This is a genomic window from Chitinophaga sp. (assembly GCF_035761305.1).
Taxonomy (GTDB): domain Bacteria; phylum Bacteroidota; class Bacteroidia; order Chitinophagales; family Chitinophagaceae; genus Chitinophaga.
In genome coordinates, this window is the sequence record NZ_DASTRI010000003.1 from 1 (window position 1) to 22,696 (window position 22,696).

The following is a 22,696-nucleotide window of genomic DNA, read 5'->3' on the forward strand; positions in this document are numbered from 1 at the left end:
GCTGCGGGTGAAGTACCGGATGCATGAAACAGAGGCTGCCGGATGAAAGCGCCGGAAAACCGGTAACAGCCGCCGGCATTACACGCAGTATAAAGCCGGGAAGGAAGGCCGCTTACCCTCATAAAACGGCTATTAGCTACCGCTTTTTACCTTTTTCTTTTTTCTTTTTACTTTTTGCTTTTTGCCTTTACTCCTCCTCCCCGGTATTCTTTAGCAGCATGAGCAGCGAATAGGCGCCTTTTACCACAAACTGCTGCCGGCCAATGTTGTCGTTTTCCGGGATAATGGCTACCAGGCTGTCGGCCTGTTCGCCTGTTTTCACTGGCTGCATTTCAAATACATGCGCATCTTTCTGCACAAAAACATAGTGCTGGTTCTGATAGCGCACTATGGCATCTTCCGGCAGGGCCCAGGCAGTATCTGCGGCCGTTTCTATCAGCGCATTCATAAAGGTGCCTGGTATAAGGGTACGGTCATAGTCCTCAAAATGGCAATGCACCTGCACGCTCCTGTCGGGCTCCAGGTCCTGGCCAATAAGGATGATCCTGCACTTATATTTCCGGGATGGGTTGCTGTTCGTATAAGCCAGCACCTCCTGCCCTATTGCCAGCTTGTTCACATCTTTTTCAAACACGGTGAGGCCCAGGTGTATATCATCAGGGTTCACGATCTCAAACAGCACATCTGTTGGATTTACGTACTTGCCGATGTTCACATTTACCCGGGTTACAAAACCATTAATGGGCGAGTAGATATTTACCTGCCGGGAAATATTGTTTTCGTCCAGGTGAGCGGCGTTTACACCTATGAGCTGCAGCTTTTCATCCAGGCTGCGCACCAGTATCTGCTGGCTTTTGTATTCAGCGGCTGTTTGCTGGAACAGCTTATCGCTGCTGGCCTTACTCTGGTTCAACACCTGCTGGCGGGCATATTCCTTTTCCAGGAAACCCAGGCGGGCTTTAGCGGTAAGATAATCCTGCTGCAGCTGTATATACTGCTGGTCTTCCAAAACGCCAATAATGCTGCCTTTGTTCACATGCATACCGGGCAGCAGGTTGGTTGACTTTAAATACCCTCCCAGCGGAAAGCTTATGCTCACAATGTTCTGCGGCGGCACATCTATTTTACCGCTTACCTTCAGCAGGGTTGACATGTGATGCTTTTGCGGGCGGGCAGTTACAATGCCGGCATTTTTCAGCTGCGCATCTGTAAGCTGCACCAGGCTGCCATTTTCATGCTGCGGCGGCGCCTTTTGCTCTGCCGAAGGCTTTTGCCCGCAGGCGGCCAGTACGATTGCTATTACCCATATATGCTGTTGTATGTGCTTCATCTTATTTATTCATTAATGCATGGATATTAATAATGGCGCTGTTCAGGTTATTCAGCGCATCAATGTATTCGTTGCGGATGCCGGTAGCCTGGTTGGTGATCAGCACCCATTCCAGGTAGTTGATTTCCCCGTTCATGAACTGTTCATTAGCGCCTTTGATCATGGTGTCGGCATTCTGCAAACCGGCGCCCTCAAAGTAGCGCACGGCCTGTAATGCCCGGCGGTATTGCTGCTGTGCGGCTGTGTACTGCGATTGTATTTGCTGCACGCCGGCCTGGTAATTATTTTCCGCCAGGGATTGACTGATCTTTTGCGCATTGATCCTGGCTTTTTGCGCCTGGAAAAAGAGGGGAATGCCCACGCCTACCTGTATGGAATGAAAGCGGTCGCCGGCAGCGTAATACTTATCGTCTGCGCCGGTGCCGCGTATGCTGGTATTGCTGTACGCTACAAACAGGTCGGGCAGCAGGCGGGCTTTCTCCACACTGTATTGCAGGTGGCTGATCTGCTGCTGCTGCGCCAGCAGCTGCAGGTAAGGATGCTGCAGCAAGGCGGCGGTATCGGCCATTGGAGGCAGCTCCATTTTGAGCGGGGTGCTGTCCGGCTCTACATCGGCGGCAGTGTTCAGCAATAGTTTCAGCTTTGATTGCAGTATGCCGTAATCCTGCTGCAGCTGGTACAGCTGCTGGCCTACCTGCCCACGTTGCGCAGCGGCCGTGGCTTTTTCCACTACATTGCTTTCGCCCTGCTGCAGGCGTAAGGTAGCTTTATCCAGGAAGGCGGCATACAGGCTATCCATATACCCTAACAGCTGCTGCTTTTCCCGCAGGTACAGCATATTATAATATACGGTGGTTACCTGCTGCCGCAGCTCTTTTTCCTTTACGGCCACGTTCAGCACACCGCCTTTCCATTCAGCATCCAGCAAAGCTTTTTGCCGGGTGTAAATAGTGGGGAACTTTAAGTTTTGCGTAACGGCAAAACGGGTATCGTTATAGGCGCTGTTGATCTGCCCATAATCGCCGGTAACCATGGTTTGCCCTACATCCCAGCCGCTGCCTTTGAGCCTTTGCAGGTAATCGGCATACAGCTTATCGGACCGCAGGGAGCGGTTATTCTTCAATGCGGTGTCCAGCGCAGCCTGCAGGCTTATGGGCGTTTGCGCGCGCACGGGCGGCACGCATAACAGGCATAATGGCAACAGCACCGCGGCCACAGCTTTTGGCGGACGTGCATGCCCGCCTTTTTCAAACAGCAGGTACAAGGCAGGCAACACAAACAGGGTAAGGAAGGTAGCCACCACCAACCCGCCGATAACCACGGTAGCCAGGGGACGCTGCACCTCCGCACCGGCGCCGTTGCTCAGGGCCATGGGCAAAAAGCCCAGGGAAGCCACGGAGGCGGTCATCAACACCGGTCTTAAACGCATGTGGGTGCCCTGCAGTATCAGCTGCCGCACATCGGTATGGCCGCTTTGCTTCAGGCGGTTGAACTCCGCTATCAGCACAATGCCGTTTAACACTGCTACGCCAAACAATGCGATAAAACCTACGCCGGCCGATATGCTGAAAGGCATACCTCTTAAGGCCAGCGCCAGTATGCCGCCAATGGCCGATAAGGGTATGGCGGAATAAATGAGCAATCCCTGCCTCAAAGAATGAAAAGCCAGGTACAGCATAAACAATATAAGCAGCAGCGCCACGGGCACGGCCAGGGTTAAACGCTGCCGCGCGGCCTGCAGGTTTTCAAAGGCGCCGCCGTAAGATACGTGGTAGCCTGCGGGCAGCTTTATGCGCTGCTGCACCTTTTGCTGCAGCTCATGCACAATGCTCTGCACATCACGCCCACGTACGTTAAAGCCTACTATAATGCGGCGCTGCGCATCTTCGCGCTGTATCTGGTTGGGCCCTTCCTCTACATTTACGTCGGCCACCTGGCTTAAAGGTATTTGCGTACCTGCAGGGGTGGGAATGAGCAGCTGCTGTACATCGGTAACGCCTGTACGTTGTGCGCCGCTAACGCGCACCACCAGGTCAAAGCGCTTTTCCCCTTCGTACACCAGGCCGCTGCTTTGCCCGGCAAATGCGGCATTAACGGTTTTGTTGATGTCGCTGATATTAAGGCCATATTGCGCAATGGCGTCGCGGTTATAGCGCACCACTATCTGCGGCATACCGGTGGCGCGTTCCACGTACAGGTCTGCAGCGCCTTCTATGGTACGTACAATGCCACCCAGGTGGTCGGCCAGGCGGGCCAGGGTATCGAGGTCCTCTCCGTATATTTTGCACACCACATCCTGGCGGGCGCCGGTCATCAGCTCGTTAAAGCGCATCTGCACCGGGTACTGGAAGCCAAAGGTTACGCCGGGTACGGCCTGCAGGGCATGCCCCATTTTTTCCGCCAGCTCATTAAAAGTTTTGGCGGAGGTCCATTCGGATTTATCTTTCAGTACGATTATCATATCGCTGGCATCCAGGGGCATGGGATCGGTTGGTATTTCACTGCTGCCGGTTTTGCTTACCACCTTTATTACTTCGGGAAACTGCTGCAACAGTATTTTACTGCCCTGGGAAACGGCATTGATAGAGGTATTGAGGTTGCTGCCGGTAAGCACCCTTGTTTCAACGGCAAAGTCGCCTTCCTCCAGTTGGGGAATGAACTCCCCTCCCATCCTGCCCAGTATTATCAATGCTATGGCCAGCAGGGCCGCAGCGCCGCCTATCAATAGCCTGGGATAATGCAGCACCCGGTCAAGCACGCGCTGGTAGCGGCCGGCCAGCCGGTCCATCATACGGTCTGACCAGCTTTCTTTAACCGGTATTTTTTTGTTGAGGAACAAGGCGCTCATCATGGGTACATATGTTAAGGAAAGCAGGAAGGCTCCTATTAATGCAAAGGTGACGGTTTGCGCCATGGGTTTAAACATTTTGCCTTCAATCCCCGACAGCGCAAATACCGGCAGGTACACAATAAGGATAATAAGCTCGCCGAATACCGCCGCATTCAGCATTCTGCCGGATGTTTCCTGCACCAGGGCGTTCATTTCCGGCTGCGTAAGCTTTATCCTGTCTGAATGATGCAGGCGGTACATGCAGCCTTCTACAATAATGAGCGTACCGTCTACAATAAGGCCAAAGTCGAGCGCGCCCAGGCTCATTAAGTTACCGCTTACATGAAAAATATTCATGAGTATAACAGCTATGAGCATAGACAGCGGTATTACAGATGCTACCAGCAGGCCGGCCCGCAGGTTGCCCAGGAACAGCACCAGCACAAACACCACTATCAGCGCGCCTTCGAGCAGGTTTCGCTCTACGGTGCCAATGGCGTTGTTCACCATTTTGGTACGGTCCAGGAAGGGATCAATGATCACGCCTTCGGGCAGGGTTTGCTGTACCTGTTTTACCCGCTCTTTGATATTGCGGATCACGGCATTGCTGTTAGCGCCTTTGAGCATCATCACCACGGCGCCGGCAACCTCACGTTCACCATTATATGTTAAAGCGCCGTACCGGGTGGCATGGCCCATGTGTACTTCGGCCACATCCCTTATGAGCAGCGGAGCACCGCCGGCGGTGTGTTTGATCACTATTTTGCTGATGTCGTCTTCCGAGCCTACCAGGCCTTCGCTGCGGATGTACAGGGCTAGGGGCCCTTTTTCGATATAGGCGCCGCCGGTGTTCTGGTTATTGTTTTCCAGGGCGGTAAACACATCGCTGATGGTGATGCCGTGGGCAGCCAACTTTTCGGGCACCACGGCTATCTCATATTGCTTCAGATAGCCGCCGAAGCTGCTTACGTCGGCCACACCCTTTACGCCCAGCAGCTGCCTGCGCACTATCCAGTCCTGTATGGTGCGCAGGGCCATGGGATCGTAGCGGTCCTCATAACCTTTTTTGGCTCTTACTGTGTATTGGTATATCTCGCCCAGGCCCGTTGTAACAGGGGCCAGTTTGGGCAGTCCCAGCCCGGCCGGTATTTGCGCCTGTACTTCCTGCAGGCGTTCTGTTACCTGCTGGCGTACCCAATAAATATCTATATCATCATCAAATACAAGGGTTACTACCGACAGGCCAAAGCGGGAAAAGCTGCGGATCTTTTTCAGGCCGGGAATATTGCTGGTGGCCTGTTCTATGGGAAAAGAAATAAGCCGTTCCACGTCGGGAGCGCCCAACGCGGGACTTACGGTAATTACCTGCACCTGGTTGTCGGTAATGTCCGGCACTGCATCTATGGGCAGCCGGGTAACTTCGTAAACCCCATAGCCAATAAGGGCCAGCATACAGATGCCGACAACCAGCTTATGACGGATCGAAAAGCGGATAATATGGTTTAGCATAATATGCAGATATGCAAATGTGCAGATGTGCAGATGAATAGCAGCGTATTCATGCGCACAGGTGCAGTAATACAATGGTTTAAAATAACGTGCAGATATGCAAATGTGCAGATGAATAGCGGTGTATTCACACGCACAAATGCAGTAATGCAAATGCAATAGATAAATGATAAAATGAACAGTTACTTATGCAACAGATGTATAAATATAACAGCCGTGCTACCGGAATGGTTAACAGGCCGCATCCACGCTGCTGCGTAACACAATATCAGCAGGCGGCTTTGGGAGGCTGGAAAATTTCGGGGTGGTAAATAAGAGGATGGAAACGGTTGATATAAGCGGGGTACACGACCACCACCTGCCGGTGTGCGGCCATTGTTAGCTGTGGCTGCGCGGGCGGCGGCGGCACAGGACTGGCATAAACCACGTGCTCATGCGATTTAAAGGGCAGATCCATGTCGCGCTGGTAATCCTTGTCTTTTACATCACCATTGAAATAGTGCAATACTATAAAGGCCCAGAAAGAGATATTCGGGTTCTCTGCCCGGTGCTCATTCAGGTGTGCAAAAAATACGGGGATCTTGACCAGCTCGTTAAGCTCCGTAGCGTTGCACAGGTAAATGGTTAATAGTAATATGCTGATGATGCGGCGCACGGGGCAAAAGTAATTAATAAAGCAGAAAGCAAAAAGCGGAAAGCGGAAAGCTGGAAGTGGAAGGATGAAAGCGGAAAGCTGGGAGCCAAAAGGTGGGAGCCGGCAGTTGAAAGCGGAGAGCGGAAACCAAAAGATAAAGGAAAACAGGAGGAATGATGGAAGAATAGCCGAAAGTAAAAATTGAAGGCCATGTAAAAGCGGAAGGCCGGTGAAAGAAAACAGGCCGAAAAAGATATACCAGGGCAAAACCACAAACCTCAAAAACAAAAGCACAAAACCACCGATAGTACATGGCTTTGTGCTTTTTGCTTTTTGCTTTCTGCTTTATTTAACCGTTTCCAGCCAGGCAGTAGCCATCATGCTGGCGCCGGCTATGGAAGGGTGCACGCCATCGGGCGTCCAGTAAGCGCCGGGGGCTACTTTCTGCGCCTTGTCATAAATGCTTTGATAAGGGATGAACACCGCGCCAAAGCTGTCGGCCAGCTCGCGGGCTACCTTGCGGTACCCGTCAAACGTTGGGAACCATTTATCATCCACCGCCTTTACGCCATTTACTGCATAAGGCTCGCCGATAATCAGCTTTACATTGGGCAGCTTTTCTTTGGTGCGGGTAAGCAGGGCTTTATAATCGTCGTGGTATTTTTCCACCGTACCGTTATAGCTGCCGTTAAGGGTGTGCCAGTAATCGTTCACGCCTATAAGTATGCTCAGCACATCGGGCTTCAGGTTCAGGCAATCGGCATCCCAGCGTTCTGCCAGCTGGTACACTTTGTTACCGCTGATACCCCTGTTGTAGATCTTCAGGTTTTTATCCGCATGCTTTTCCAGCAACCTGCCGGCTGCCATAAACGCGTAGCCATGGCCCAGGGCGCCGGCATCGTTGGCCTTATCATTATCCCGCTTGCGGCCTACATCCGTAATAGAGTCGCCCTGGAAAAGCACTACGGCGTCTTTCTTCAGCTCTATTTTAGCCGCCTTTGTACCGCGGCGTTCTCCGGCCATAGCGGTAGTAACGATCTCCTGCAGGCTCATAGCCATAACAGTGCCCAATGCGGCTTTCTTCAAAAAGTTTCTGCGATCAGCATGTGGAATCATATAATATAATATTTACGATTTTAGATTTTACATTTGAATTGTGTAGCATGCGGGTTCCAGGAGATCAAATCTAAAATCTAAAATCGTAAATCTAAAATTAATGGGCGCTTTTCTCAAAAACTACGGCAATATTATCTGGTTACTGGCGGGGATTGTTGCCGGCAGCATATTGGGACTGCTATTAGGCCCGCGGGTAGCGGTGCTGAAGCCTGTGGGCGATATTTTCCTGAACCTGTTGTTTACGGCGGTGATACCCCTGGTTTTCTTTGCCATTGCGTCGGCCATTGCGAATGTAGACCGGGGCCAACGCCTGGGCCGCGTAATGTCGGTGATGATCATGGTGTTTGTAGGTACGGTGCTGGTGGCCGCCTTTCTTACCATTGTGGCTATCTGGATCTTTCCTATTCACCAGCAGGTAACCCCACAGGCGGGTGTTACGGAAAATATGCAAACCCTGCCCCTGGGACAGCAAATAACAGCCCTGCTGACCACCAACGATTTTTATGAGCTGCTGTCGCGCAAAAGCATGCTGCCCCTGATCATTTTCTCGGTGCTCATTGGCTTTTCCGTATTAAAGGCGGGCAATGCCGGCGAGCCTTTCCGCCGTTTCCTGAACAGCGGCAACGAGGTAATGAAAAGCCTCATTATCCTTATTATGAAACTGGGACCAATAGGTTTAGGCGCTTACTTTGCCTACCAGGTGGGTACGCTGGGCCCGCAGCTGTTTGGACTTTATGCGTGCTCCATGGCGCTGTATTACGGCTTTTGCCTGTTTTATTTTGTGGTGCTGTTCAGCGTATATGCGTTCCTGGCGGGCGGTATAAACGGCATAAAAAAATACTGGAAAAATAACGTGGTGCCTTCCCTTACGGCAGTAGGCAGCTGCAGCAGCATTGCCACTATACCGGCTAACCTGGATGCAGCACAGAAAATGGGGGTGCCGGCCCATATCAGCAACATTGTAGTACCCCTGGGCGGCACACTGCATAAAGACGGGTCCAGCGTATCGTCTATTGTAAAAATAGCCGTGGTATTTGCCATGTTCGGCCGTTCGCTGAGCGGGGCAGATACGGTGCTGCTGGCATTAGGCATTACCGTTATAGTAAGCATTGTAGAAGGCGGCGTGCCAAACGGCGCTTATATTGGCGAGCTGCTGATGGTATCTGTATACGGCTTTCCGCCGGAAGCGCTGCCCCCGGCCATGATCATTGGCACACTGGTAGACCCTATGGCTACCCTGCTGAATGCTACCGGCGATACGGCGGCAGCCATGCTGGTAGCGCGCTTTGTGAAAGCAAAGCCTACTTCAGCTTAGGCAGGCGCTTGCCTCCCCTCCATACTTCCGCTATTTTACGGGTATTGGTGATGTCTTTTGAAGGATCGCCTTTGAGCACAATAAAGTCGGCCTTTTTACCGGGCTGCAGGGTGCCATAATCGCCATCGATGTGCAGCATTTGCGCGCCGTTGCGCGTGGCGGCAGTAATGGCTTCAAGCGGCGTCATGCCGGCTTCCACCATCAGTTGCAGCTCCAGGTGCTCTGAGAAACCCTGGGCGCGTACCGGCTGCGCGCCGGAATCGGTGCCCATCACAATTTTTACGCCTGCGCTGTCGAGCTTATGCAGGTTGCGCTGCGCGGTGTGAAAGGCATTTATCTTCTTTTCCCGGGCAGGATCATCCTGCTGCTGTTTTTTATAATCGGCGCTGATCAGCATTTCCCAAACACCGGGCTCCAGGGAGGCTTTGAACAGCGAGTCGTTCAGCCATGCGGGCTGGCCGGCATAGGCAAAGCCGTAATCATCAATGCAAAGGGTAGGTATATAGTAAACGCCTTTGGCTTTTATATCATTGATCAGGGCGGGATCTATGTCTTTGTCGCGTATGCTGTGCGCAATTACATCCAGGCCGTCTGCTACCAGGCGGCGGGCGTCTTCCAGGTAATATACGTGCGCGGCTACACGCAGTCCCAGCCTGTGCGCTTCTGCAATGGCGGCTGCACATACTTCCGGCGACAGTTTGGGCAGGGCGCCGCCGCCGTCATCTACCCACATCTTTACAAAATCTACCTTCAGGGCAGCCAGCTGCTGCACGGCTTTTACCGCTTCTTCCGGTGTTTCGGGCCGCAGGGCTTTATCGGCAAAGCTGGCAGGCGGCGTGCCGCCTTTAGCGGCCAGTCCGTAACCGGCTGTATAAATAACCGCGCCGGGCAGTTGCCCGCGGCGGGAGGCATTGCGTAACGGGAAAACAGACGCATGGTCGGTGCCCAGGCTTAATACATGGGTTATACCAAACGCCTCATATTTTTTAAGCTGCCGCATAATATTGCCCTGCGTATAATTTTCCGGCCCCGACTTGTTGCCCTTTATCAGGCCCAGGTGGCCGTGCCCGTTCACCATGGCAGGCATTATTGTTTTGCCGGTATAGTCTATTACGCGAACGCCTGCCGGCAGCGGAGCGGTGGCCGGTATAATTTTGCTGATACGGTTGCCGTGCAGCACCAGGCTTACCTTCTTCCTGGGCGCAGTGCCGGTGCCATCTATCAGGGTAATGTTCTTTAATACGGTTCCGGGCGCTGCCGCGGCAGTTTTTTGCTGCGCAGGTACACGGCCGGCAATCATTAGCAGGATGGGCAGAAAATAGCGGCGTAGGTTCATAAGATATTACTTGTTAACAGGTCCTAAGATAACTTTTTCCAGGCAACCGCGCTTATTAACATCTGATTAGGGTAATATTACAGCTAACAGTCGTAATCTTGCCTCAACAAATTGTAGTGTAAATTCTAGGCAAAATTGTCGACCGCCCATTCCTGGGTGGTTTTTTATTGCTGTTTGGCAACCGCCAGTGTTTCAGCAATCCCGTTTTCGTAAGTGCTTGGCTGGTAATTAAAATAACCGTCAAATTTAGCGGAGCTGAAAATATAGGGATAGTTGTTCTGGTACAGCATTTCATGCAGCTCGCCAATGGTGGTGTTAAAAATACCGGCCAGCTTTACCATAAACCCGCCCAGCTTTGTGTAAGAAGGCTTTACGCCCAGCTGCGCGCCTATTAAAGCCGCATATTCCTTACCGGTAAGCCCCGGGTTGCAGGTGGGCATGTGCCATACCTGGTTGTCTGCCGCAGGCGTTTGCCCCAGCAGGTACAGGCCTTTGCCCGCATCGGGGGCATAGGTGTAGCTATGCGGTACATCGTCCTTACCCAGCCACATTCCTTTTTTACCTTTCACCAGGTTGGTGATCAGCAGGTTATTGAGTATGCCCGTAGTATCTGCCCCCGGGCCGTAAAAATCGGCCGACCTGGCAATGCTGGCCTGCAGGTTGCCGGCCTTTACTTCGTTCATCAGGCGGGTAGCAATCTGCGCGCGGATCTCACCTTTTTTGCTGATCGGGTTATAGGGAGTATCCTCTGTCATAGGCCCGTTCACCAGGCCATACATGTACACGTTGTCAAAGAAGATGAGGCGCGCATTATCGGTTTTACACGCATCTATTACGTGCTGCATGATCTTTGGCCAGGCAGCGGCCCATACTTTACGGTCGTAAGCCAGGCCGGCGCACAGGTAAACAACATTTGAACCGCTTACGGCTGCCTTGGTTTGTTCATAGTTGGTAAGGTCTGCCGCGGCAGTATCTGTTTTTATCGAAACGGCCTTTGGATGGCGGCTTACCAGCTTTATGGGCTGATTGTTCTTTAAAAGTTCTTTGGTAAGCTCCCTGGCTATTACGCCGCCGGCGCCTAAAATAGTGTGTGTCATAATGGGTGATTTCCTGTTTACGGGTTTATCGAATGGCATAATATACAGACGAAGCAAAGTAATAAATATTGCAGGAAAATAAATTTGGTTTACTGAACACCGTTCAGTAAGTTTGCACCGTAAACAATCTAACATGGGGATTGCAGATAGAAAGGAAAGAGAAAAGCAGGAAATGAAACGGCTGATCATGGAAGCATCTATGCGCATGTTTGCCGAAATGGGTTATGAAAAAACCTCTATCCGCAGCATTGCTGAAAAGATAGAATATAGCCCTGCCACTATATACCTGTATTATAAAGATAAAGACGAGCTGCTGTACGATCTGCAGGCACAGGCCTTTGACCAGCTGTTTGAAACGTTCAAGGAAAAGGCTACCAGCCGCAGCCCCTTGAAAAAGCTGGAACAGCTGTCTAAAGCGTATGTGCAGTTTGGGCTGGAAAAGCCGGACCTGTATGACCTGATGTTTATTATCCGCTCTCCTATGAAAAAGCTGGAAAAGGAAGACGGCGCATGGGATAACGGCGACCACTGCTTTAATTTTCTACTGGAAGTGCTGCAGCAGGGTATTGATCAGAAAGCGCTCCGGTTTAAGGACAAGTATGTTGCTGCGCTGTCAATTTGGTCTATGGTGCATGGCCTGGTATCGCTGCACGTACGCTGCCGCATGAAAGTGATGAACATGGAGGAAGAAGGTGTTATTAAGGCTATTGATACTACTATTGACGAATATCTGAAAATGATAAAAAACTAAAAGGGAAACCGCCTCCCTTTTTTTGCCCTGATACTAAACAGTGTTCATTATGTCAACAATCATCAAAAAATTACTTTCATTAATATTAATAGGTATGGTTAGCCTGGCTACAGCCAGGGCGCAGGAGGGTGCGCTGGAGCAATACATACGGTATGCCTTTGCGCATAACCAGGCCTTGCAGCAGCGTAATTTCCAGCTGGAAAAATCGATGTACGCCCTCCAGGAAGCCAGGGGCATGTTTCTTCCGCAGGTAAGCCTGCTGGGCACTTATACCAAAGCAGACGGGGGCCGTACCATTGACATTCCTGTAGGGGACCTGATGAACCCTGTATACGCCACGCTTAACCAGCTGACCAACTCCCGGAAGTTTCCGCAGGTAGAAAACCAGTCGGTGTTGTTAAACCCCGACAACTTTTATGACGCCAAGCTGCGCACCTCCCTCCCGCTGATCAATACAGAAATATGGTATGCCAAAAAGATCCGGCAGGAGGATATTACCCGGCAGCAGGCTGCGGTGAACGTGTACAAACGGCAGCTGGTAAAAGACATCAAATCGGCTTACTACCAGTATTTCCAGGCAGCGCATGCCGTAGATATTTACAACAATGCGCTGCAGCTGGTGCAGGAGAACATCCGTGTAAACCAAAGCATGCTGCGCAACGGGGTACGCAACAGCACCGCGCTTACCCGCTCGCAAACAGAACAGCAGAAAACCCTGGCCGATATTACCGCTGCACGCAATAACCGGCAAAACGCGCGCGCCTACTTTAATTTTTTGCTGAACCGGCCCTTAACAGACAGCATCGTCACGGACAGTGCTGCCCTGGCTGTAGCGGAAAAAATAACCATTAACGACAACGCCGGCATCAGCAACCGCGAAGAGCTCCTGCAGCTGGATAAAACCCGCAGCATGGCCCTGCTGCAGCAGAAAATGCAGCAAAGCACCTTTATACCTAAAGTAAACACCTTCCTGGACCTGGGTTCACAGGCTTACAACTGGCACTTCAACAATACATCCCGCTATTACTTATGGGGCATAGACCTGCAGTGGAACATTTTTACCGGCGGGCAGCGGCGTAACCGCGTAAAGCAATCGGCCATGGATGCCGCCACTGCCAAAGCCGCGTATGATGAAACAGCGCAATCGCTGCAGCTGGAGCTGAACACGGCCAACAATAATTATTACACAGCCCGCAGCAATTATAACAGTGCGCAAACGCAGCTGCAGCTGGCTGAAAAGTATTACCGCGACCAGTTGAAGGTATATAAAGAAGGACAGCTGCTGTATATAGAGCTGCTGGATGCACAGCAACAGCTAACCAACGCGCGGCTGCAATGCCTGCAGGCCGGGGCAGCGGTGCAGATAGCGCTGGCGGAGATAGAGCGATCCCGGGCAACGTACCCGCTGCCGGGAATTACGAATTAGCGAATTACGAATTGGGAAGCGTTTGCTGAAGGCGGTGTATACTTTAAAAATATATAGTTGCGGCAACATTTCAATTAGCATACCGCATTTCACCACATTGATAATATAAACCGTACTTAAACTGCATTTATATGAAACCGATCCATGCCATTCTGTTACTGATTGCCGGCGCTGCCCTGTTCAGCTCCTGCGGCAGCCCAACCACTGCATCGCAAATACCGGACACCGAGATAATACCGGTAACGCTGCAGCCGCTGCATGCAGGCGCACATACTGCCGGCATACCGGTGTCTGGCCAGTTCACCACCGACGATGAAGTGCTGCTTTCCTTTAAAACCGACGGTATTATACAGCGCATACTGGTAAAGGAAGGCGACGCCATCCGCCAGGGGCAAACCGTTGCCACCCTGAACCCAACGGAAATAGATGCACAGGCGCAACAGGCGCAGCTGGCCTATGAAAAGGCGCAGCGCGACTACCAGCGTACTAACAACCTGTATAAAGACAGCGTGGCCACACTGGAACAATTACAGAACAGCAAAACCGCGCTGGACATGGCGCAACAGCAGCTGCGCACTGCGCAGTTCAACCGCAGCCATTCTATTATAACAGCGCCGCGTAACGGTTACGTGCTGCGTAAGCTGGCCAGCGAAGGACAACAGGTAAAATCCGGCGCCCCGGTGCTGGAAACCAACGGCGCACAATCCGGCAACTGGCTGCTGCGGGTGTCTGTAAGCAACCGGGAATGGGCAGCCATTCACCTGCAGGACAGCGCTGCTGTAGAAGTGGAGTCTGTGCCTGGCAAAACCTTTCATGGTACAGTATCGCGTAAAGGAGAAGGTGTAGACCCGGCTACCAACGCCTTCCAGGTAGACATTCGCTTAACCGGCGCCAGGCCTTCCGCTATTGCATTCGGCATGTTCGGTAAAGCCGTCATTCACCCGCGGCAGAGCAATACCGGCAGCAGCAGCAACGGTCCCTGGGCCATTCCGTATGAGGCCCTGCTGGATGGCGATGGCGGCACGGGCTATGTATTTATAACCAACAACGGCAAAACCGCCCAAAAAGTGAAAGTGCGCATCAGCGGCATGGAAAAAGATAAAGTGATCATCAGCGAAGGACTGGACAGCGTGCAGCAGGTTATTATTTCCGGCAGCGCTTATTTAAAAGACGGGAGCGAGATACGGGTAATTAATAATTAAGAATGAATAATTAAGGGATTGGCGCGGCCTGTTTTGACCTGTTTGCTTTGAACGTTCCATCATTTACAAATCAATCAAGATGAAAATATCGGATTATGCGGTAAAGAATTACCAGTTCACACTGGTGATATTTATCATGATCATTGTACTGGGCATTACCACCCTGCTGAACATGCCCCGCTCTGAAGACCCGGAAATGCACTCTCCCAGCTATACCGTGATAGTGGTATACCCCGGCACCAGCCCTAAAGACATGGAGGAGCTGATAGTAGACCCGCTGGAAAAAGAGATATACGGGCTGGAAGATATTAAACGCATCCGCACTACCATCAGCGACGGCCTGGCAGTACTGCATGTAGACTACAAATACAGCAGCAATGTAGACAATAAGTACCAGGAAATTGTTCGCACGGTAAACAATAAACGGCGCGACCTGCCGCAGGATAATATCAGCATTGACATCAGGAAGCAGCAGCCGTCGGATGTGAATATTGTGCAGCTGGCGCTGATCTCCGAGAACGCACCACGCGATAAGCTAAAGTATTATGCAGAGAAGCTGCAGGACGAGCTGGAAAAATTACCGCCGTTGAAAAACGTGGAAATACACGGCCTGCCCCAGCAGCAGGTACGGGTAGAGCTGGACCTGGGCAAGCTGGCGCAGCTGAACCTGCCAGTAGGCAACGTGATCAACAGCCTGCAGAACGAAACCATCAGCATACCAGGCGGCAGCATTGACGCTGGTAACCGTGTTTTTAACATAAAAACCAGCGGCAACTATCATACCCTTGAAGACGTGAAGAACACCATGGTGTACAGCAGCAATGGCCGTAACCTTTTCCTGAAAGATATTGCCAACGTGTATTACGGCTATGAAGATGCTACCTACCAGACACGCCTGAACGGCTTTCGCTGTATTTTTGTGACAGCTGCGCAAAAAGAAGGGGAAAATATCAGCAAAACGCAAAAGGTATATCAGCCCGTAATAGAAAAGTTTAAGAAAACCCTGCCCCGCAACATTGACCTGGTGCAGAACTTTGACCAGGCCAGCAATGTGAACCGGCGGCTCGGCAGCCTGGGTGGGGATTTCCTCATTGCCATACTGCTGGTAGCTATTACGCTGCTGCCCCTGGGCTTCCGCCCTTCGCTGATTGTAATGATCTCTATTCCACTATCGCTGGCCATTGGCATTATCCTGCTGCAGCTGCTGGGCTATAACCTCAACCAGCTAAGCATTGTAGGACTGGTAGTGGCCCTGGGCCTGCTGGTAGACGACAGCATTGTAGTAGTGGAGAACATTGAGCGCTGGCTGCTGGAAGGCCATACCGCGCTGGAAGCCACGCTAAAAGCAACAGAGCAGATAGGCATGGCCGTAGTTGGCTGCACGGCAGCGCTTATTATTGCCTTTATGCCGCTGGTATTTTTGCCCGAAGGCTCGGGCGACTTTATCCGCAGCCTGCCCCTGGCGGTGATCCTCAGCGTGCTGGCTTCTATGCTGGTTTCGCTCACCATCATCCCCTTCCTGGCCAGCAAGCTGCTGCGCAAGCATACCGGCCACCCTAACGGCAATATTTTCATGCGCGGCCTCAAACGCCTCATCCACGGCAGCTATGCCCGTTTCCTGGATAAGGCGCTTCAACATCCCGTAATTACCATTGCAGCTACCATCATTATCTTTGGTTCTTCACTGATGCTGTTTGGCATAGTAGGGTTTAGCCTGTTTCCTGCATCGGAAAAGCCGCAGTTCATGGTTAACATTACCGCCCCGCCACAATCCAACCTGCAGTACACTGATAAAATTGCGCGGGAGGTGGAAGCGGTGCTGCGCAAGGAGCCGGCTGTGAAATATTTTGCCACCAACATAGGAAAAGGCAATCCCCGTATATACTACAACGTTATACAGGAAAATGAGCACACCGATTTTGCAGAGATATTTGTGCAGCTGAACGAGCATACCAACCCGGCCGACAAGCTGGCGCTGATAGAAAAGCTGCGCCACGAGTGGACGCCTTACCCCGGCGCCAAAGTAGAAGTAAAGAACTTTGAACAGGGACCGCCCGTAGCCGCACCGGTGGAAGTGCGCCTGTTCGGCGATAACCTGGACACCCTGCGCATGCTGGCCGGCAACGTAGAAGCCCTGCTGCAACGCACGCCCGGCACCATGTATGTAGATAACCCGGTAAGCCTGCTGAAAAGCGACATACGGGTAGCGGTACAGTCTGAAAAGGCCCAGCTGCTGGGCGTTCCATCCATCAACATCGACCGTACCGTGCGCCTGGCCGTGGCCGGCCTGAATGTAGGTAAGTACACCGATAACAACGACAATGATTATGATATACTGCTGACCCGCGCGCATGAAGGCCGTCCCACGCTGGATGTGTTCCGCAACCTGTATGTAAACGATATACAGGGCAAACCCGTGCCGTTAAACCAGGTGGCCGATCTTACGCTGGAAGCATCGCCGGAGAAAATTAACCACCAGGAAAAAAGAAGGGTGGTAGCTGTAAAAGCATTTGTGCAAAAGGGATTCCTGGTTGACCGTGTTATAACCGGCGTTACCGGCAAAATGGACAAGCTGACGTTACCAGCCGGTTACAGCTACGAAATGGGCGGTGAGGTAGAGTCGCGCGAAAACTCTTTCGGCGGTTTTATGAGCATTATCATTGTTACTATTTTCCTGTTCATAGCCGTGCTGATACTGGAATTCCGCACCTTCAAGAGCACGCTCATTGTGCTGTCTGTAATTCCGCTGGGAATGGTAGGCGCCGCCATTGCGCTTTGGCTCAGCGGCAATTCGCTTTCATTTGTAGCTATTATCGGCATGATAGCGCTGGCCGGTATTGAGGTAAAGAACACCATCCTGCTTGTTGATTTTACCAACCAGCTGCGGGAACAGGGCAAATCGCTGGAAACAGCCATCCGCGAAGCAGGCGAAGTACGCTTTCTGCCGATTGTGCTCACCTCTTTAACCGCCATTGGCGGCCTCATACCTATTGCCATTTCCAGCAACCCGCTGATAGCGCCGCTGGCCATAGTACTGATAGGTGGGCTGATCAGCTCTACCCTGCTTTCGAGAGTAGTAACACCGGTGGTGTATAAGCTGATACCACCGAGAATATGAGAAGATGTGCAGATATGCAGATGTGCAGATGTGCAGATAAAATGCAGCGGAGGAGAATGTGCAGATGAATGGAGGAAAGAATGTGCAGATATGCAGATGTGCAGATGAAATGCAGCGGAGGAGCATGTGTAGATGATTGGGAAAAGAATGTGCAGATGTGCAGATGAAATGCAGCGGAGGAGCATGTGTAGATGAATGGGGAAAAGAACGTGTAGATGAGGGCGAATGAAATGGGCGAGAAATTGATCTATGGCCGGAGCATCTGCACATCTGCACATCTGCATATTTGCACATTTATTTTAGTATTTTGCATTCATGGTACTCCGGAAACTATTTTTACTATGCGCCCTGGCAGCAATGATCTCAACCACGCTGCAGGCACAACACCAGCCCGACTTTGATCCTGCCTACCAGTTCGTGGAAAGCGGCAACCTGGTACAGGATAAGAACTTTTACCTGCTTACCCTCCTGGAAGAAGAACCTTCCCTGCGCAAGCCGCTGGAGCAAAATAAAACCCTGCAGCAGTTCTGCAAGCAACAGCAGCGGCGTACGAACAAAACAGCAGACAGCTGTAAAAGCGCCGCCTGTTTGGGAGCATCCCTGCTTTTTGATAATGACGAGATCAAAGCCATCAGCAGTGCCCTGGAGCAGGTATATAAAACACAGCCGGCTTTCCGCGCTACCCTGCAGCAGCATTTAAAACCCAGCGGCGCCTTTATGCGTTATGAGTCGCTGCCCGACCGGGAAATATTGCTGGACCGCTGGAAGGAAGAAGCCATCGGGTTAAACTATATCATTAATGCCTACACTAAAAATACCGGTTTGCGGTACCCCCGTATTGACTCTGCTATGTATAATGTGCACAGCGATACCTATGCAAAGGCGGTTAAAGCGCTGTGGGCCGCCTACCGGCAACACCCTGAGCCCTCCTGCCTATTCTTCACCCCTGCCCTGCGTTTTGCCATGGACCTGCTGGCGCTGAACAAAAAAGATCATGCGGCCAGGCATGAACCCATGTCGGCCACTAATGAAAAGCCGCTGTCGCAGCTAGGCAAGGTGCAATGGGATAAGTACGAATATTCCGTTATACTGGTGCTGGGTGCAGGCCCGGACGATCATTCACCCATCAGCGAGATGAATAAGCTGCGCTGCCGCACCGCCGCGGATATTTACCGGAAAAACGTAGCGCCGTTCCTGGTTGTGTCAGGGGGGTATGTACATCCTTTTAACACGCCTTACAGCGAGGCCATAGAAATGAAACGTTTTCTTATTGACAGCTGCAGCATCCCGGAAACAGCCATCCTGGTAGAGCCGCATGCCCGGCATACCACCACCAATATGCGCAATGCCAACCGCATTCTGCTGCGCAACGGTTTTCCCCTGGATAAAAAGGTGTTGTGCACCAGCAGCAAAGCGCACCTGATCTACGCATCCAGCGTATTCTTTGAAAAGGTATGCCTGAAAGACCTGGGCTACCTGCCCTACCGCAAGCTGCGGCAGGTAGATGACCTGAGCATTGAATACTATCCTGTTGCGGAAAGCCTGCACGAAGATCCGCTGGACCCGTTGGATCCATAATAACAGCTGACGGCTGAACACGATCATCCATAAATTTTACCTTATGGTGGGGGTAAACAGCCGGATTATCTATTAAGTGTAACATTGTCTGCCCGCGTACGTCATATTTGTATCTCTTTTGTATCTCTATTTCGGACATCTATGACTAAGCGACTACTTACAGCTGTTGCCAGCCTGCTGTTGCTGGCAAATGTTTCCTATGGGCAAAAATTACATTACGGGCTAAAGGCCGATCTGCAATTCACCAGTCTTCACGGTGAAGGAATGAAAGGAAATTTCAGTCCCGGGTACGATGCAGGCATTTTCGTGGAATATAACTTTACGTCTAAGCTGGGCATACAGCCGGAAGTGCTGTTTTCCCAGTTTAATAACAAGAAGGGCGATGATTTCATGAAGTATTACGTGAACTCCGGCAACAGCAGCGCCAAATCGGCTGTAAAGCTCAGCTACCTGAGCGTGCCCGTACTGCTGGCGTACAACGTGAACAAGCTTTTTACCATCAATGTGGGTCCGCAGTTCAGCATGTTGCTGTATGATAATGAAGACCTGCTGGTGAAAGACCGGGCAGCATTCAAGAATACTGATTTTGGCGCAGTGGCAGGTTTAACACTGCATGTATCGGGCGTACGCTTTTACGGCCGCTATGTGTTGGGCCTTGGTAATATTAATGATGTGGACAGCCGCTACTCATGGCATAGCCAGCAAATACAGGTAGGGCTTGGGGTAGCGATCAGGTAGGCAAAATGCTGAATGTTTAAGGCAATCGTAGCGGCTTATGGCAAGCAGCTGCTTTGATAGCGTTAAGCATTCAGCATTTTTGCATCCGGCTTTAAGTGTTCAATATTCAGCATAATTGCAGGCCACCTGCTTCAATGAACCTTTATGTTGTTCTTTTAATGCCCGCTCTCTTTTTTCACTTTTTACTTTTACTTTTTAACTTTTAATTTAACGTAAGCCAAAACGCCCTTGGCCTGTACACATCCGGATTTTTCCGGTTATCCCGGCAAACATTAATGCATGGCCCGTATTCATTAATACAATAAGTAACCAGTACGGCATGGCCCTTGCGAAACTCAGGGTGAACCGCCGGCGCATAAAAGAAGGGATAATGCCCCTGCAAGGTATCTGGTATCACGTACACGGGCGTACGCGCTGAAAAAGGGCCTACCGGCTTCTCCGATACCGCTACAAAAACACGTTTTCCCTGGTCGCAGGCAATGCTGAATTCTGTTGACACCAGCAGGTATTTCCCGTCTACCTTTTGCACATTTACCCCGTTGGAGGCGCCTTTCCCGATAACCGCCGCCTTTTGTACATCTGGCTGCCAGGTTTTCCCATCCCAGTATTCCCATGCGCTCCAGGGCTGCTTTGCGGGAAAGCGCGCCACATATATCTCCGGCTCTATACCCGCTGTTTTATACCCGTACATGTACACATAGTTTTCTTTTTCCGGCTTTACCAGGCCAATGGTAAAGTTTATATCCCCTGTTGGCGGCAGCAGCCGGTAGCTGATACCGGTTAAGGCCGGGTACTGCATTTTAGCCATGTAATAACGGCCGGTGCTTTCAAAACCCAGGTTCCCTCCCTGCCCGTTATTCCGGAACTCTGCCTGCGTTACATATACGGTATCGCCCAGCTGCACGCCATGGCCCGGCCATACCCAGGTACTATCGCCCTGCATGGGCTTAAATAATGAAGGAATGCCGGGCCCCTTCCCTGTTAAGGTTTGATGCTGCTGCAGGTTGTTATGCAGGTGCACAAAAGCAGCGTTTCTTACCTGGAACAGGCAGGGCACTGTTTGCGTGGCAGTATCATAGCCGCCTATATGGCTGTCGCCGAAAAACCACATCACACGGCCATCTGCCAGGGGAACGGAAAAAGCCCCGTCACCAGCCACCCAGCCCTGTGTTTTCCGGAACAGCGCATTGTATGCCGGCGCCGGTTGTGCGGAAAAAGCCGGCTGTTGCGCAACCAGCCTGTTCCCGCACAACAGCAGGCAGCATATACCTAAAACAAATGTGATCTTATATAGCATACTATTTTTCCGCTGACATTTCCAGCGCTTTGGTAGTAGTGTAGTATTTGGCTATCATGCCCGGCACTTCCCAATCCGGCAGTGAACCCTGCTGCAGGTATTGCATATAGCGCTGCAGCACCTGGGCAAAGTGCGCCTCATGGCCATTCTTGTATTTGGCGGGTATCACTATCTTCCAGCCCTTGCTGCTTTTTTCCAGCGACAGACCGGGATATTTGGACTCCAGCTGTTGCAGGGCGTTCTGCAATGTTTTTTCAAACGCAGGCGTATTAGCCTTTCCCTGCGGTTCTACGTATAAGGTGGGTTCATACTTTTCTTCCTGCCCCTGGCGTATCACCAGGTTACTGTTACTGCCGCGCAGTATGGAGTAATGCGTGTCGCCGCTGCCTTCGGGGCCGGCATACTGCCACAGCGCCGTTACTTTTACATGCACGCCTTTAAGCGTGTAGCTGGCTTCCCCGTTGGCGTGTACATTCAGCATGGTGTCTTTAACATAAGGATGCAGAAAATCAGGGAAGCTATCCAGCCCGGTAATAATGCTGAACTGTGAACGGGTAATAGGTGTAGGCCATTTGCGGGCAGACTGCAGCTGTATATCCTTTTTGTAATCCAGCACTACTTCCGGGAAACACTCCCATTGCACCAGGTCTACCAGGTGGGTGCCTACATCCACAATGGCGTCGCCCTGCTGCATGGGATCAAAGAACCATGCCGGGCGGGTAAGCGCCTTGCCGGACACGTATTTATAAAGATTATGCACGCTCTTCATTTCCACACCGGGATTTTTTTCCGTACCGGTTTGCAGGTCGCCGAAAACATCGTGTATACGTGACAGTTCGCCCTGCAGGGTATTGGTGATCTCGGAACGCTCGGTCATAATATCATACAGCAATACCTTTTTGGATCTGGCATCGTCAAATGCCTGCTGCAGCCGTGCAAAGCCTTCGGTACTGATGGCCATGGGCTTATCGGCCAGCACATTCATACCTGCGGCCACGGCCTTCTGGATATATTCTGTTTTACGGCGGTTATTGCCGGCCATTACCACTACATTGCCTTTCTTTTCCTGCACCATTTTTTCAAGGAAATCAGGGCCGGTGTACACTTCCTCTTTCCAGTGCGTAGGCGTTTCTGCACGGGTGTTGTACTGGTCAATAAAGCGCAGCTGCTCTTTCAGCTCAGGGCCGTCCGGGGCATATACATGCACTACAGAGTCTATGCCGGGTGTCATTGACTTCTGTACCAGCGCGGCGTGGAAGTGGCCAGGGTCCAGCGTTATGAGCTGTACGGCCGGTGGCGGCCCTGCATCGGCTTCCTTTTCCTGCTGGCCAGTGTTACAGGCGTTGTTCATCATGCTTAATACGAATAGCGATGTTACGATTTGCTTTTTATTCATGGTTTTGTACAATTGCTTGCGTT

At 51.5% G+C, this 22,696-nt stretch carries 15 protein-coding genes; 7 read left to right on the forward strand and 8 right to left on the reverse strand.

The window, feature by feature from the left end; all coding sequences use genetic code 11:
* Positions 1-187: 187 nt before the first annotated feature.
* The 4 genes from VFS25_RS00760 to VFS25_RS00775 all read right to left on the reverse strand — a co-directional run bounded on the left by VFS25_RS00760 (position 188) and on the right by VFS25_RS00775 (position 7,419).
* Complete coding sequence (locus VFS25_RS00760) at positions 188-1,330, reverse strand: efflux RND transporter periplasmic adaptor subunit (protein ID WP_326460196.1); 1,143 nt, start codon at positions 1,328-1,330, stop codon at positions 188-190.
* Position 1,331: 1 nt separating this feature from the next.
* Positions 1,332-5,669 (reverse strand): CusA/CzcA family heavy metal efflux RND transporter, encoded by a 4,338-nt coding sequence (locus tag VFS25_RS00765; protein ID WP_326460197.1) that lies wholly within the window; start codon positions 5,667-5,669, stop codon positions 1,332-1,334.
* A gap of 268 nt (positions 5,670-5,937) precedes the next feature.
* On the reverse strand, positions 5,938-6,324 hold the full coding sequence (locus VFS25_RS00770) for a hypothetical protein (RefSeq protein ID WP_326460198.1): 387 nt from the start codon (positions 6,322-6,324) through the stop codon (positions 5,938-5,940).
* A 324-nt stretch (positions 6,325-6,648) separates the two neighbouring features.
* Positions 6,649-7,419, reverse strand: a complete 771-nt coding sequence (locus VFS25_RS00775) for an SGNH/GDSL hydrolase family protein (protein WP_326460199.1) — start codon at positions 7,417-7,419, stop codon at positions 6,649-6,651.
* Positions 7,420-7,519: 100 nt separating this feature from the next.
* Between VFS25_RS00775 and VFS25_RS00780 the strand changes: the two genes are divergently transcribed.
* A complete protein-coding gene (locus VFS25_RS00780) occupies positions 7,520-8,734 on the forward strand; it encodes a dicarboxylate/amino acid:cation symporter (RefSeq protein WP_326460200.1) in 1,215 nt (404 codons plus the stop codon).
* Here VFS25_RS00780 and VFS25_RS00785 read toward each other — a convergent pair.
* Together VFS25_RS00785 and VFS25_RS00790 are read right to left on the reverse strand one after the other, a co-directional pair.
* On the reverse strand, positions 8,721-10,070 hold the full coding sequence (locus VFS25_RS00785; RefSeq protein WP_326460201.1) for an amidohydrolase family protein: 1,350 nt from the start codon (positions 10,068-10,070) through the stop codon (positions 8,721-8,723). The two genes, VFS25_RS00780 and VFS25_RS00785, sit on opposite strands and share 14 nt — an antisense overlap.
* A 164-nt stretch (positions 10,071-10,234) precedes the next feature.
* The gene (locus VFS25_RS00790) at positions 10,235-11,167 is read right to left on the reverse strand and encodes an NAD-dependent epimerase/dehydratase family protein (RefSeq protein ID WP_326460202.1); all 933 of its coding nucleotides are present in this window, start codon (positions 11,165-11,167) and stop codon (positions 10,235-10,237) included.
* 133 nt (positions 11,168-11,300) lie between these two features.
* Here VFS25_RS00790 and VFS25_RS00795 point away from each other — a divergent pair, with 133 nt between their 5' ends.
* From VFS25_RS00795 to VFS25_RS00820, 6 genes are all read left to right on the forward strand, one after another.
* Positions 11,301-11,918 (forward strand): TetR/AcrR family transcriptional regulator, encoded by a 618-nt coding sequence (locus VFS25_RS00795; RefSeq protein WP_326460203.1) that lies wholly within the window; start codon positions 11,301-11,303, stop codon positions 11,916-11,918.
* A 49-nt stretch (positions 11,919-11,967) separates the two neighbouring features.
* The gene (locus VFS25_RS00800) at positions 11,968-13,344 is read left to right on the forward strand and encodes a TolC family protein (RefSeq protein WP_326460204.1); all 1,377 of its coding nucleotides are present in this window, start codon (positions 11,968-11,970) and stop codon (positions 13,342-13,344) included.
* Between the two features lie 131 nt (positions 13,345-13,475).
* Positions 13,476-14,546, forward strand: coding sequence for an efflux RND transporter periplasmic adaptor subunit (locus tag VFS25_RS00805; protein ID WP_326460205.1), 1,071 nt, complete (start codon positions 13,476-13,478; stop codon positions 14,544-14,546).
* Positions 14,547-14,625: 79 nt separating this feature from the next.
* The gene (locus tag VFS25_RS00810) at positions 14,626-17,664 is read left to right on the forward strand and encodes an efflux RND transporter permease subunit (protein WP_326460206.1); all 3,039 of its coding nucleotides are present in this window, start codon (positions 14,626-14,628) and stop codon (positions 17,662-17,664) included.
* A 315-nt stretch (positions 17,665-17,979) separates the two neighbouring features.
* Positions 17,980-19,242 carry a YdcF family protein gene (locus tag VFS25_RS00815; RefSeq protein ID WP_326460207.1) on the forward strand — a complete coding sequence of 421 codons (1,263 nt, stop codon included), beginning with the start codon at positions 17,980-17,982 and terminating at the stop codon, positions 19,240-19,242.
* A gap of 141 nt (positions 19,243-19,383) precedes the next feature.
* Positions 19,384-19,980, forward strand: a complete 597-nt coding sequence (locus tag VFS25_RS00820) for a porin family protein (RefSeq protein WP_326460208.1) — start codon at positions 19,384-19,386, stop codon at positions 19,978-19,980.
* A gap of 202 nt (positions 19,981-20,182) precedes the next feature.
* Here the strand turns inward: VFS25_RS00820 and VFS25_RS00825 are convergent, their stop codons facing one another.
* Entirely contained in the window at positions 20,183-21,277 is a 1,095-nt protein-coding gene (locus tag VFS25_RS00825; protein WP_326460209.1) for a DUF4185 domain-containing protein, read from the reverse strand.
* A gap of 1 nt (position 21,278) precedes the next feature.
* Positions 21,279-22,673 (reverse strand): putative oxidoreductase C-terminal domain-containing protein, encoded by a 1,395-nt coding sequence (locus VFS25_RS00830; protein WP_326460210.1) that lies wholly within the window; start codon positions 22,671-22,673, stop codon positions 21,279-21,281.
* Between the last annotated feature and the right edge of the window lie 23 nt (positions 22,674-22,696).